This is a genomic window from Nostoc sp. DedQUE05, from assembly GCF_034530955.1.
Taxonomy (GTDB): Bacteria; Cyanobacteriota; Cyanobacteriia; order Cyanobacteriales; family Nostocaceae; genus Nostoc.
Genome location: NZ_JAVRCB010000008.1, coordinates 119,568 through 132,348, shown reverse-complemented (window position 1 = coordinate 132,348; position 12,781 = coordinate 119,568). Strand labels below are relative to the sequence as shown.

Here is a 12,781-nt window from a genome sequence, read left to right as displayed (position 1 = left end):
TAAGGCAAGTTTTTTAGTAAAAATAAAGGGAGTTTTGCAAATTTCAATTTTGGTGTTTATCCTGCATAAACTATTTATAGCATTCAGCATGATAGTTTCTTTGGTTTGATTACAGCGTACATTTTTAATCTGCCCCAGATTTCTATAGCATAAAAACCAGCATCTGGATTGTCACTTGTCATAGCACGTACTACTTTAATACCTGGACGATCATATGTCTCCAAATGTTCTTGATATTTTTTTAATATGGTTTGAGCAGCTTTATCATCTATAGTAAAAAATTGAATCTCAAAATCGCTTTCTATAAAAGTCTGAGCAACAAAATAAGTTATACCACGAACTATCTTATGACACAAACGTTCTAACTTATCGGCTGATATTGGAATAGATAGATATTCTGGATAGTAAACATTGTTTTGTACTCCAAAGTTTGGATGTAAACCTATAGGTGGGATTGCTTCCCATTTAACTATTTCTTTTTTTATCTTATTTCTTTTTCTTTCTCTTGTTTGCTTTTCTGTTCTATCATTTGCATAGTCTGGATCTATTGAACGCAGTACTTTATCTGTAATTCCGCTTGACTTTGCATCTTCAGGATCAATACACATACCTAGTCTCAAAAGTAAATCCTCTTCCAATTTGCCATATTCCTCATTGCATTTTTTACACGATGGAATTGTCCATCTTTGTAAATTTTCTGGAGTAGTATCTGGATACCAAGCAGAAGGGAAAACATGATCCCGCGTCAAATTATCCACATTTTGTAGACAATGTACACATCTTCCAGACTTAGGTGTTTTAGTCATTATTTGAGATGATATAGTAAATAATTATTTTAGTTCAGCATAATCACAGGCAACCTAACTTGTTACCTAATAAGATTGACGTACCATTGTAGCGGACGCAAGTTGGAAATATGATCGTTACCTCCTTGAGATTTTGGTATTATGTGATCAATTTCCCATCCATGAGTAGATTGACGATTTCCATACTCATATCTATTTATCAATCTTCCAAATTCATCTTCTCGCCAGACCCTTGGATCGCAATTTTGAAGAATAAAACCCTTTTCCCATACTGCTTGAATTTTAGTTAATTTAACGGCATTTTGAGCCGCTTGATACGCTAGTGCCAAGGAATAATGGTTAGGACTTACACTACCGAACATATTGTAGTTTCTCCTTATTAGAGTTAGTTTATAAATTATAGTATATTTGTACTGAAACAGATTGGTAAAAAAAGCGATCGCCTGCAAAATCTCCATTGTGCGATCTCCCTCTCCTTCCTCTATGTTCTCTGCACCTCTGTGATTCGTTAAAAAGAGCGATCGCTCCTTTTCTTCCTCAGTGTTCTCTGTGTCTCTGTGGTTCGTTATAAAAGAGCGATCGCCAAATCTCCACGGTGCGATCGCACCCTTCTGACTCTGTGTTCTCTGCGCCTCTGCGGTTCGTTAAAAAGAGCGATCGCCAATCTCCACAATGCGTAGGCGATCGCCCATCAAAACATGATATAAATTTGACATGATAGACCACGATCGCTTATTTAAAGAACTATTAACAACCTTCTTCTGGGAGTTCATCGAGTTATTTTTTCCAGAGATAACAGCTTATCTGGAACGGGATACGATCTCTTTCATTGACAAAGAGGTATTTACCGATGTTACTGCTGGAGAAAAATATGAAACTGACTTAGTAGTAAAAGCGCGATTTAGAGAGCAAGAATCGTTTTTTCTAATACATCTAGAACATCAAGCTTATTATCAAGAAGCTTTTGATTTGCGGATGTATCGCTACTTCGCTAGATTGTATGAAAAATACGCCTTGCCAGTATATCCTATCGCTTTATTTTCTTACGATAGCCCCAAAAAGGCTGAAACAAATTTTCATCAAGTAGCATTTTCCAATAAAGTTGTCTTGCAGTTTAACTATGATGTCATCCAGTTAAATCATCTGAATTGGCGAGAATATCTGCAACAGCAAAATCCCGTAGCTAGTGCGCTCATGGCTAAAATGAACATAGCGCCAAAAGACAGGCCCAAAGTAAAATCTGAGTGTCTGCGCCTGCTAGCTACCTTGCAGCTAGATCCAGCGCGAATACAATTGATTTCCGGGTTTATTGATACTTATCTGCGACTAAATGCCCAAGAAGAAGAAATTTTCCAGACTGAAATTGCTCAATTTGAACCAACTCAACAGGAGGTTGTTATGCAAATCGTCACCAGTTGGATGGAGTCAGGGATACAACAAGGAGAGTTAAAAATAATCCAGCGTCTATTAACAAAGCGAATTGGTGTAATTACTGCTGAATTACAAGAGCGGCTGCGCGGGTTATCGTTAACTCAGTTAGAGGATTTAGCGGAAGCGTTACTAGATTTTTCCACTGAAGCTGATTTAGTGGCTTGGTTGCAACAGCAGCAATAAGATATGTATTCCACAAGGGGAGCGATCGCTTTCTCCTTCCTCTCTGTCCTCTGCGCCTGGAGTGGTTCTTTAAAAAGAGCGATCGCCTGCAAAAATCTCCACAGTGCGCTCGCCTTTTTTCTCCTTCCTGTGTGTCCTCTGACGTAGCCTCTCATAGAGAATGCATCGCCTATTTTTTCCTAACTAATTGTCCTTTTCATCGGAATTTGTATCCAGAACTCACAGCCATTAGCAGGTTCAGAAACACATTTGATATTACCGCCGTGTTTTTCCACAATAATTTGGTAACTAATAGATAACCCCAAACCAGTACCTTGTCCAGGTTGTTTGGTAGTAAAGAAAGGTTCAAAAATGCGCGATCGCACAATCTCTGGAATCCCACAACCATTGTCAGCAATCCAAATCAGAACAATATTCTCTTCTATAACTTCTGTACGTATCCAAATTTTAGGATTGTCAATTTTTTTGCCACTAATTGCTGAGTTTTCCAGTGCATCAATCGCGTTGTTGAGAATATTCATAAACACCTGATTCATCTGGGCTGCATAGCAGACTACTGGAGGCAATTCACCATATTGCTTAACTACCTCAATAGCAAAAGAATTAGTTTGTGGTTGCAGTCGATGTTGTAAAATTAGCAAAGTACTGTCGATACCTTCATGAAGGTCAACGGGCTTCATTCCTGATTCGTCAAGCCGAGAAAAACTTCGTAACGACAAGACTAATTGAGAGATCCGCTCTGCACCCATCTTCATTGAAGCCAGAATTTTGGGCAAGTCATCATTAATGAAATCTAAATCTAATGCTGCTACTTGCTTTTTAATTTCTTCTGTTGTCTTAGGATACTGTTTCTGATAAAGGCGCAGTAATTTAAATAAATTTTCGGTATGTTCGGTAACATAAGTGATATTCCCATAAATGAAACTAATCGGGTTATTAATTTCATGTGCTACACCAGCAACTAACTGCCCTAAACCTGCCATTTTTTCACTTTGAATTAATTGGCTCTGAGTGTCCTGTAATTCTTTCAGAGTCTGGGTCAACTCTTCTTTTTGACATTGAGTTTGTTCTAGTAATTCCGCTTGCTGAAGTCCTACGCCTAACTGAGTACCAATTTGCATCAACAAATCTACTTCATCTTCTTGCCAATCACGGGGTTTGATATTTTGATAAGCTGCTAGCAATCCCCAAAGTTTCTCACCCTGAAAAATCGGCACAATCATATATGCCCTAGCCTCCATGAGTTCAATCAGCGCAATATAAGGAATAGAAGAATCATCGGTGCTGTAAACATCCTTAATAACAAGAGTTTTACCATTAGCAAAATCCCCGCCTTGGGTTTCTTGCAAGTAATTACTTGCATAGGCGTAGCCTGTCGTAGACATTGCAGGTACAATTTCCTTTACTGATGTCCAACCTTCGGCTAAAGACTCAGCAACAAATTTGCCACTCCAATCAGTTCCGAATCGATAGATTGTCACTCGGTCAACTTCCAATAACCGTCGGACTTCTTCTGTACTGGTCGCAAAAATGGTGTCAATATCAAGAGAGTGGCGGATTTTCTCCACTGTTGCAGCTAAGGCCTTCTGTCTTTCGGCTGCTTTCCGTTCTCGTTCGGCGGCTTGAGCCAGTTTTTGGGCTTGCACCTGCATCTGTGTCAAGGATTCAGCTTGCTGTAATGCTACCCCCAATTGAACGCCAACTTGGGCTAGCAAGTTGATTTCTTCATCTTGCCAATAACGGGGCTGGGAGTTTTGATAAGCTACTAGCAATCCCCACAGCTTTTCACCCTGAGAAATTGGTACAAAAACTTCATTACGTGCATACTTACCCGCTTGTTTTCCTTGCACAAGAACGCGTTCTGTCACAGGCTGCGGCTTAACCATTGGTGTCCAGCCATCAACGATGGAATCAGCCACAAATTCCCCACTCCAATCAGGATAGAAGCGATAAATTGCGACTCGTTCCACTTCTAATAACCGACGAACTTCTTGAGTAGTGGTTTTAAATATGGCTTCAATTTCAAGAGACTGACGAATTTTTTCTACTGTGTGCGCTAACGCTCTTTGCCTTTCAGCAGCTTTGCTGATATCTGCTGCTTGAATCTGCATTTGTTGGATAAATTCCGCTTGCTGCAAAGCCACACCTAGTTGAGTACCCACTTGAGTAAGCAAGTAAACCTCATCTTTTTGCCAATCACGGGTTCCAGCATTTTGGTATGCTGCTAGCAAGCCCCAGAGCTTTTGACCGTGGTAAATAGCAACGATCGCATAAGCTTTTGCTTGATATATCTCTAAAATTTTAATGTAGCAGTCACTAAAGCCTGAATTGTAAATATCATTACAAATTCGGTACACTTCACACTGAGTGAAGTTCCCACCCTCTGTATCTTGTAAATAGGTATCAGCGACTGGAGGTTTAGCTAAATCTTTGGCGCTACATTCGCTGACGTTATCTTTCAATTCCGGGCGTTGCGACTGTTGATCTATCAGGGAAACCCAACCCTCTGCCACTGATTCAAACACGAATTCACCACTCCAATCGGGATTGAACCGATAGATAGCGACGCGATCGGCATTTAGTAGCTGCCTAAGTTCTGCGGTGGTTGTGTGGAAAATGATTTCTAAATCTAAGGACTGGCGAATTTTCTCAATGGTGATAGCTATAGTTTTCTGCCATTGGGCCGCTTTTTCTCTGGCTTTTGCTTGTGCTAGTTCTGTTGATTGTAGTTTGACTTGTTCGAGGAAATCTGCTTGCTGTAAAGCAACTCCTAGATGTTCGGCAATTAATTGCACAAACTCAATTTCTGATGCTTCCCATTGTCGAGGATTACCACACTGATGAATACACAACAATCCCCATAAATCTTTACCTTTGATCAAGGGGGCAATTATACTGGCACGTACTTGGAATTTTTCCAGAATCTGGATGTAGCAATCACTGGCATTTACTTGATAAATATCAGTTATTGCTCTAATTCGACCTTGCTGATAAAGTCCTGCGAACTCCTCACTAAAGCAGTGGTCGCGCAGTTTGGCTGCTAATGCCGAATTCCATTCGGTTGCCACATCTTCATAGATAAATTCTCCTTCCCATGCCAAATCAGGATAAAAACGAAACACGCCAACCCGATCGCTTTTCAGAAGTTGGCGGACTTGAGTGACTGTAATTTTGAAAATAGTTTCTATGTCTAGAGACTCCCGAATACGGGCAATAACTCCAGATAAGGCTTTTTGTTGCTCATTCTGACGCAAGGAGCATGTTACATCTGAATGAGATTCTTGCCGTTCTGAATTTGGTTGTATGGATTGAGTAGTAGAGGAGTTTTCCATTCCCAGTGGGACTTTAAATATTGAAAGTCTTCTATTTCATGATTCCCGTTGCGATCGCAAAGGTAACAGTTATTTCCTGGGAATGTCATAAAAACAATGTAGGGACGCGATACAATCGCGTCCCTACAAAAAGATTTTCAATTACCAGAAAACTATCGCCGCTTGGGAGTGGCGCTGCGGGTGGTGCGTTTTTCTTCATCTCGGCGACGGCGATCGCGCCAATCCGCCAGGGTTAAATAACCAATACCACCAGTGACTACTACGAGCAGCACTACAGCAAATAAAACCAAAATACTCAAGAATGGACTTTCCACAATGCCTCTATAGTCCGTTACGTCCCCACACTACCATTGCAATTGACCAAGTAAACACAACTAACAACGCTACCCAACCTAGTGTCAAAATCTCCATAGTCCCACTTTTCAAATAATTACAAAAGGTTTCTAATACTTATCATACAGGGATTGGGCAGGCTGAGATTTTTTTATCAATCAGATTGTAACTTTTGCGTGTGATCTTTACGACAGAGTACGTTTACACAAAAAAGACACCAACTTTTCTTGATACGTTAGTACTTAAAGCAACGATAAACACGAATGTAAAAAAGTAGCGATCGCGCTTTCTGACTTGATACTTTTGGGAATACTAGGGCTATGGGTATATATTTCCAATCCAGCAACCCCTAATATCATGCCGACATTTTTCAACTATCCTTTCCACTCCAACGGTTTTATACCTCATGGACATTGTTATCTTTGGCAAACTGGATTAGTCTGGCTGCACATTATTTCTGATGCCACGATCGCTCTAGCCTATTATTCTATTCCCTTCCTACTGATTTACTTTATTTCTAAGCGTAAAGACCTTCCTTTTAATGGCGTCTTTTTGTTATTTGGTGCTTTTATCATTGCTTGCGGTACTGGGCACTTAATGGATATTTGGACGCTTTGGCATCCAAATTATTGGGTTGCAGGTAGTTTAAAAGCTCTAACTGCCATTATTTCGATATATACGGCATTTGCGTTATTTTATCTCATGCCTCAAGCTCTAACACTACCTAGTCCAACCCAGTTAGAAGTTATCAATCGAGCGCTTTCAACTGAAATTGTCGAGCGCAAGCGCATCGAAAAAGAATTACGCCTTGCAGAAGAAGTTGCTCAAAACTCCAGCCAAGCTAAGAGTGAATTTCTCGCCAATATGAGTCATGAACTACGCACACCTCTTAACGGTATTTTGGGCTATACACAAATTCTTCAACGCACAGAATCTTTGAGTGAGAAAGGACGTAAAGGAGTCAGCATCATTTATCAATGTGGTTCTCATCTTTTAACCCTAATTAATGATGTTCTGGATCTCTCTAAAATAGAAGCCCGGAAACTAGAATTGTATCCTGTTGATTTCTACTTACCTGCCTTTATAGATAGCGTGACTGAAATTTCTCGCATCCGCGCAGAACAAAAGGTGATTGCATTTCACGTCCAACTCGATCCTAATTTACCAACGGGCATTCATACTGATGAAAAACGCTTGCGGCAAGTACTGATTAACTTGCTTAGTAATGCGATTAAATTTACTAATGAAGGTAGTGTCACCTTCAAAGTTAAGGTCATTGCTAAACAATCAAACACCAATGGAAAAACTAACTACAAAATTCGTTTTGAGGTAATAGATACTGGTGCTGGAATAATCCCTGAACAAGCGCAGAAAATCTTCCAACCCTTTGAACAAGTAGGAAATCAAAAACGACAATCTGAAGGTACAGGTTTGGGATTAGCAATCAGCCAAAACATTGTTTTGTTGATGAGTGGTCAGATTCAGGTACAAAGTGAATTTGGCAAAGGTAGTACTTTCTGGTTTGAGGCAGAATTTCCAGAATCTAAAGACTGGGCAAAGGTTTCTAGAGTGGTTGAGCAAGGAACTATTATTGGTTATCAAGGACAAAGCCGCACCATTTTGATTGCGGATGACAAATGGGAAAATCGATCGGTAATTGTAAATTTACTAGAACCAGTTGGGTTTACTGTTGTAGAAGCTAGTCAGGGTCAGGAAGGATGGGAAAAGGCTCTAGCCCACAAACCAGACTTGATTATTACTGACTTAGTGATGCCTATATTGAATGGATTTGAGTTGATCGATCGTTTACGTAAATCTGAGCAATTTAAAGAGATTGCTGTCATCGCTTCCTCAGCCAGTGTGTTTGCAGCCGACCAGTACAAAAGTATTGATGTAGGTGCAAATGCATTTCTACCAAAGCCTGTAGAAGCTGAAACGCTGCTGGAAATGCTACGACAGTTTTTGCAACTGGAATGGATTTTTGACGTGAAGGTAGATGAAATAAAAAAAACCAATATAGATGCTTTGGATCGACCAAATGAGATGATTTATCCTGCCAAAGAGGTTTTGCAAGATTTACTCGAACTGACAAAAGACGGTGATATTCAAAAAGTTTTGGAACTGACCGAGCAACTTTCTAAATCTGACGAGCGTTTAAGCATTTTTGTCCAGCAAATCGTCCAGCTTGCTAGTAATTTCCAACTCAAACGTTTGGAAACTTTTATTCAAGAATATATCAATTAATTTGAGTTAAATTTCAATTGTTAATTAATCATGCTTAAAACCTCAGATACCGAATTTATTTTGATTGTGGATGATAATCCCACAAATTTATCTCTCCTGTGTGAAGCGCTTAATAGTGAGGGTTTTCGTTTTCGGGTTGCAGTCGATGGAGAAAGTGCGATCGCTCAAGTCGAACGCAATCAACCAGAATTGATTTTGCTGGACGTACAAATGCCTGGTATTGACGGATTTGAAACTTGTCGCCGCCTCAAAGCCAATCCTGTTACCCAAAACATTCCGATTATTTTCACTACTGCCTTAGCGGATACAGAGAGCAAAACGAAGGGATTTTCCCTTGGCGCAGTTGACTATATCCCGAAACCATTTGCACAAGAAGAAGTGATTGCAAGAGTACGCGTACATTTACAACTCAAACAATTGACTGAATCTTTGGAACAACAAGTTAGCGATCGCACCAGGGCTTTGCAAAAAGCCCAAGTCCAATTAGTACAGCAAGAGAAACTATCAACACTCGGAGAGCTAATCGCTGGTATTGGCCATGAAATCAATAACCCGATCAACTTTATTTCCAGCAATATTCCACCCTTGCAAGAATATATTACAGCAGTAACCGAGTTGCTTCTACTATATGAACAAGAGTATCCAAACCCAACAGCCAAAATTACCAAAACTATTGAGAACTTGGATCTAAACTTTGTTCTCGAAGATATGGGAAAAATCTTGAACTCACTCCACATAGGAAGCGAACGAATTCGCAACCTTTCTAGTTCACTCCGCAGTTTCTGTCGCTCGGATAGCGATGCCAAAATATCTGCTGATTTACATCAAGGAATAGATAGTACCCTAATGATTTTGCAACACCGCCTCCATGCTAATAGCGATCGTCCCCGCATTGAAGTGATTAAAAATTATGGAGAATTACCACAGGTTAAGTGTTATCTAGGGCAGATGAATCAAGTGTTTATGAACATTCTCGCGAATGCAATTGATGCCCTTGATGAAGCTATAATGGAAGGCAAAATCAGCAATATAATTCCTCAGATTAAAATTATCACAGAAATAGATTCTCAACAATTGGTTATAATTCGGATTGCTGACAATGGGATTGGTATTCCTGAACGGCTGAAAAAACGCTTGTTTGAGCCGTTGTTTACGACAAAAACTGTTGGCAAAGGTACTGGACTTGGCTTGTCGATCGCATACCAAATTATTGTAGAAAAACACGAAGGTATATTAGAAGTGAATTCTCAACCTGGTATGGGAACCGAATTTATCATCAAAATTCCCACTTGAGAGCGGTATTTAATTAATGACAAAGCTGCTCAAGCATTTATCATACTGGAGAGTAAGGAAAAATTTCCCTAATATCTAATCCTTAACTTCTATATAGAGTGAACTCAATTTTAGATCCTCAATTAATGGCAGAACGCATAGAATCCCTCAAGGCTGGAATAGTTGGGGGATTCTCTGTGTGTTTGGCTTTTGCGATCGCTAACCTGTTGAATACTTTCATACTGGCAAAGTATTTTCAGACACTTGTATGTCTGCAAAGTGATGTTAACTGGCACTTGGTGGTGAGTGGTGCGATCGCAACTTTTATTGGTTTCCTATTTGGTGTCACCTACCGCTATATCATCCGCTCCGATCGAAATCCCCAACTCAAAGCTGGTGGCGTGTTAGCCTTTGGCTTGGTGCGCGGATTAACTCAGATAGAATTTGGGTGGAATTCCCACAGCGCAATTTGGCCTTTTTTGGTGTTGGCGGCAGAAAGTTTGTTATGGTTTGCGCTGGCTGCGATCGCTCTTGATATCGCTATTCAACTCCGTTGGGTTAAACCTTTTTCATCAATCTAAATTTCTGTAATCTTACAGCTACCTGTAAGCCTATACAGAAGGTTGTGGTTCAAATAAATGAAAAAAGCAAAGCTACTGTAAACATTACGTTCTTGTAGTATAATGTATGCAATTACTACAAACTTCATAGTTTTAAAATATAAGTATAAAAAGTTACTAATATTATTCTCAATCTAATATGAATACTAGAATATCTCACTATTATCTGATAGTTGATTTGGAAGCTACATGCTGTAACAGTAAAACTATTCCACGTCACCAAATGGAAATCATTGAAATCGGTGCAGTGATGCTCAACCGAACAACGTGGGAAATTGATTCGGAGTTTCAGCAATTCATCCAACCTGTGAGACATCCGCAACTGACAAATTTTTGCACAGAATTGACTAGTATTCGCCAGCAAGATGTTGACGAAGCGCCAAAATTTTTAGAAGCAATTTCTCGCTTCAAAGAATGGATTAATTTATTTCCTGACTATATTTTTTGTTCTTGGGGTAATTATGACAAAAAGCAATTTATTCAAGATTGCACGTTTCATAATTTCCCTTATCCTTTTACTTCAGAACACATAAATATCAAAGAGGAATTTTCGGAATATCTTGGCGTATCTAAAAAATTTGGCATGGCACAAGCTCTCAATGAGTTGGGGATAGAATTAAAAGGTACACATCATCGTGGCATTGATGATGCCCGCAACATTGCAGCTATTTACAGACAGATGAAAAACAAAAAAAATCAGCTGAATAAATAATAGAAAATTTGTAGTGGTGTTGCCTAGTTCAAATAGTGGATAAAATCTAGCTATTATGCTGTAAACAAGATGTTCGTACAGGCAAATGGGACTCCCATACATAATAAAGTTAGGAGTTGTATGAATAATTCTTATTCTTAATCCAAGAGATTTATTCTTTACAAGGTTTGAATGATAAGTTTAAAAAATAAAATTTTAGCTAGATTTATTTTTGCTTTAATTAACTGATAACTAAGGTAATATATATAATATTTGGCTTAATATAACTGCAAAATAACACTCTAAGATCGGGTTATAAGCCAATAATATTGATTTTGAGGCTACAATTTATGATCGGATTTTGGCGAAAAAAAATAGTTTTTTTCTTCACAACAATTGTGTTGACAATTCTGCTAATTTATCACGAACCAGTACCAATAGCTGAGGCCCAAACTTCTACACCAACACCTACTAGACCGTTTGCCACTGTAGCTTATCCTAATAGGTCATTAAGTACTTCTCCCGCACAACTAGCACCATTACCTTATGCTTATGGGGCACTCGGAAAAGCGATTGATGCTGAAACGATGAAATTGCATCATGATGCACATCATGCTAGCTACGTCAAGAACTTAAATGATGCATTAAAGCAGTATCCAGATTTGCAAAAAAGAAGTGTTGAAGGTTTACTAGTGAATTTGAACAGCGTACCTGAAGATATTCGGACAAAGGTACGTAATAACGCTGGTGGTCATCTCAACCACACGATTTTTTGGCAACTGATGAGTCCCCAAGGTGGAGGACAACCATCAGGAGCGATCGCTCAAGAAATTAACCAAACTTTTGGCAGTTTTGATGCCTTTAAAAAACAGTTTAACGCAGCGGGTGCAGCTCGTTTCGGTAGTGGTTGGGTTTGGTTAGTACGCAATCCTCAAAAACAACTCCAGATTGTTACCACAGCAAATCAAGATAACCCGATTATGGAGGGTTCATATCCGATTATGGGTAACGATCTATGGGAACATGCTTATTACCTTAAATATCGCAACCGTCGGGCTGAGTATTTGGATAATTGGTGGAATGTGGTGAATTGGCCGCAGATTAACAGGCGATACCTTTCCTTCTCTACGGGACGCTCTCCGAACTAAACGCTACGCAAAGGGCTGATAAACTACGCCATTTTCATCAGGTTTTATACGCTATGCACATTATCCAGTCTGGTTTGTAGCTTCTTTGTTACCCCTTCAGCTAAACCATCTTTAACATGAATAATCCGATTAGTTTGATCGGCTACATCTGGTTCATGGGTAACGATAACAATCGTGATGCCTTGACTATTTAACTCAGTCAACAAATCCATCACTTCCTGAGATGTTTCACTGTCTAACGCTCCAGTGGGTTCGTCTGCTAGAACAAGTGCAGGGCGATTAACGAGGGCGCGGGCTATGGCTACTCGCTGTTGCTGTCCACCAGACATCTGGTTAGGACGGTTTAACATTCGCTCTGCCAAACCAACGCGGGTTAAAGCTGACTCTGCGCGTTTTCTGCGTTCCGATTTAGGAACACCTGCATAGACCATTGGCAACATCACGTTTTCTAAAGCCGTAGAACGAGCCAGTAAATTAAACTGCTGAAACACAAAACCGATCCGGCGATTGCGGATATATGCCAATTCATCATCGGTTAGCGTAGTTAGGTTTCTGCCTTCTAAAACGAATAGCACTAAGAAAAGCCCAAAGACTTATTGTATCCTCGTTCCCAGCCTTCAGGCTGGGAACGAGTTCTGAGAGGCTCCGCCTCCAGTGGCTTGACCAGAGGCAGAGCCTCTGGCAATACATTCCCAGTCTGAGGACTGGGAACGAGGCGAAA

13 protein-coding genes and 1 pseudogene are annotated in these 12,781 nt (G+C 39.8%); 7 read left to right on the top strand and 7 right to left on the bottom strand.

All coding sequences use genetic code 11. From position 1 onward, the window contains the following. Positions 1–83: 83 nt before the first annotated feature. The 3 genes from RMZ42_RS08225 to RMZ42_RS08215 all read right to left on the bottom strand — a co-directional run bounded on the left by RMZ42_RS08225 (position 84) and on the right by RMZ42_RS08215 (position 1,532). Positions 84–806: a hypothetical protein gene (locus RMZ42_RS08225; protein WP_322670942.1), complete on the bottom strand. Its 723-nt coding sequence runs from the start codon at positions 804–806 to the stop codon at positions 84–86. 62 nt (positions 807–868) lie between these two features. Next, positions 869–1,168 (bottom strand): HNH endonuclease signature motif containing protein, encoded by a 300-nt coding sequence (locus RMZ42_RS08220; RefSeq protein WP_322670941.1) that lies wholly within the window; start codon positions 1,166–1,168, stop codon positions 869–871. Between the two features lie 175 nt (positions 1,169–1,343). After that, positions 1,344–1,532: a hypothetical protein gene (locus RMZ42_RS08215; protein ID WP_322670940.1), complete on the bottom strand. Its 189-nt coding sequence runs from the start codon at positions 1,530–1,532 to the stop codon at positions 1,344–1,346. Here RMZ42_RS08215 and RMZ42_RS08210 point away from each other — a divergent pair. Continuing rightward, positions 1,521–2,420 carry a DUF4351 domain-containing protein gene (locus tag RMZ42_RS08210; protein WP_322670939.1) on the top strand — a complete coding sequence of 300 codons (900 nt, stop codon included), beginning with the start codon at positions 1,521–1,523 and terminating at the stop codon, positions 2,418–2,420. The two genes, RMZ42_RS08215 and RMZ42_RS08210, sit on opposite strands and share 12 nt — an antisense overlap. Before the next feature lie 3 nt (positions 2,421–2,423). Then, entirely contained in the window at positions 2,424–2,567 is a 144-nt protein-coding gene (locus RMZ42_RS08205) for a hypothetical protein (protein ID WP_322670938.1), read from the top strand. Between the two features lie 32 nt (positions 2,568–2,599). Here RMZ42_RS08205 and RMZ42_RS08200 read toward each other — a convergent pair whose 3' ends face one another. The 3 genes from RMZ42_RS08200 to petN form a co-directional block, all read right to left on the bottom strand. After that, complete coding sequence (locus RMZ42_RS08200; RefSeq protein ID WP_322670937.1) at positions 2,600–5,752, bottom strand: GAF domain-containing protein; 3,153 nt, start codon at positions 5,750–5,752, stop codon at positions 2,600–2,602. A gap of 152 nt (positions 5,753–5,904) precedes the next feature. Beyond that, positions 5,905–6,066, bottom strand: coding sequence for a hypothetical protein (locus tag RMZ42_RS08195; protein WP_322670936.1), 162 nt, complete (start codon positions 6,064–6,066; stop codon positions 5,905–5,907). Positions 6,067–6,073: 7 nt separating this feature from the next. Then, a complete protein-coding gene (gene petN, locus RMZ42_RS08190; RefSeq protein WP_017322509.1) occupies positions 6,074–6,163 on the bottom strand; it encodes a cytochrome b6-f complex subunit PetN in 90 nt (29 codons plus the stop codon). 279 nt (positions 6,164–6,442) lie between these two features. On the opposite strand from petN, the gene RMZ42_RS08185 reads away from it, so the two are divergent. From RMZ42_RS08185 to RMZ42_RS08165, 5 genes are all read left to right on the top strand, one after another. Next, positions 6,443–8,329, top strand: a complete 1,887-nt coding sequence (locus RMZ42_RS08185; RefSeq protein ID WP_322670935.1) for an ATP-binding protein — start codon at positions 6,443–6,445, stop codon at positions 8,327–8,329. A gap of 30 nt (positions 8,330–8,359) precedes the next feature. Further along, entirely contained in the window at positions 8,360–9,622 is a 1,263-nt protein-coding gene (locus RMZ42_RS08180) for a sensor histidine kinase (protein ID WP_322670934.1), read from the top strand. Positions 9,623–9,747: 125 nt separating this feature from the next. Beyond that, a complete protein-coding gene (locus RMZ42_RS08175; RefSeq protein WP_322671001.1) occupies positions 9,748–10,182 on the top strand; it encodes a hypothetical protein in 435 nt (144 codons plus the stop codon). 178 nt (positions 10,183–10,360) lie between these two features. Beyond that, complete coding sequence (locus RMZ42_RS08170) at positions 10,361–10,933, top strand: 3'-5' exonuclease (RefSeq protein WP_322670933.1); 573 nt, start codon at positions 10,361–10,363, stop codon at positions 10,931–10,933. A 329-nt stretch (positions 10,934–11,262) separates the two neighbouring features. Further along, positions 11,263–12,060: a superoxide dismutase gene (locus tag RMZ42_RS08165; protein WP_322670932.1), complete on the top strand. Its 798-nt coding sequence runs from the start codon at positions 11,263–11,265 to the stop codon at positions 12,058–12,060. Between the two features lie 44 nt (positions 12,061–12,104). Here RMZ42_RS08165 and RMZ42_RS08160 read toward each other — a convergent pair. Continuing rightward, positions 12,105–12,629, bottom strand: a pseudogene (locus RMZ42_RS08160) (ABC transporter ATP-binding protein); the annotation flags it as partial. Between the last annotated feature and the right edge of the window lie 152 nt (positions 12,630–12,781).

Coding starts and splice junctions, on each gene's coding strand:
- RMZ42_RS08220 (WP_322670941.1), bottom strand. CDS start 1,168: ATGTTCGGTAGTGTAAGTCCTAACCATTATTCCTTGGCACTAGCGTAT.
- RMZ42_RS08225 (WP_322670942.1), bottom strand. CDS start 806: ATGACTAAAACACCTAAGTCTGGAAGATGTGTACATTGTCTACAAAAT.
- RMZ42_RS08175 (WP_322671001.1), top strand. CDS start 9,748: ATGGCAGAACGCATAGAATCCCTCAAGGCTGGAATAGTTGGGGGATTC.
- RMZ42_RS08210 (WP_322670939.1), top strand. CDS start 1,521: ATGATAGACCACGATCGCTTATTTAAAGAACTATTAACAACCTTCTTC.
- RMZ42_RS08185 (WP_322670935.1), top strand. CDS start 6,443: ATGCCGACATTTTTCAACTATCCTTTCCACTCCAACGGTTTTATACCT.
- RMZ42_RS08170 (WP_322670933.1), top strand. CDS start 10,361: ATGAATACTAGAATATCTCACTATTATCTGATAGTTGATTTGGAAGCT.
- RMZ42_RS08200 (WP_322670937.1), bottom strand. CDS start 5,752: ATGGAAAACTCCTCTACTACTCAATCCATACAACCAAATTCAGAACGG.
- RMZ42_RS08205 (WP_322670938.1), top strand. CDS start 2,424: ATGTATTCCACAAGGGGAGCGATCGCTTTCTCCTTCCTCTCTGTCCTC.
- petN (WP_017322509.1), bottom strand. CDS start 6,163: ATGGAGATTTTGACACTAGGTTGGGTAGCGTTGTTAGTTGTGTTTACT.
- RMZ42_RS08180 (WP_322670934.1), top strand. CDS start 8,360: ATGCTTAAAACCTCAGATACCGAATTTATTTTGATTGTGGATGATAAT.
- RMZ42_RS08165 (WP_322670932.1), top strand. CDS start 11,263: ATGATCGGATTTTGGCGAAAAAAAATAGTTTTTTTCTTCACAACAATT.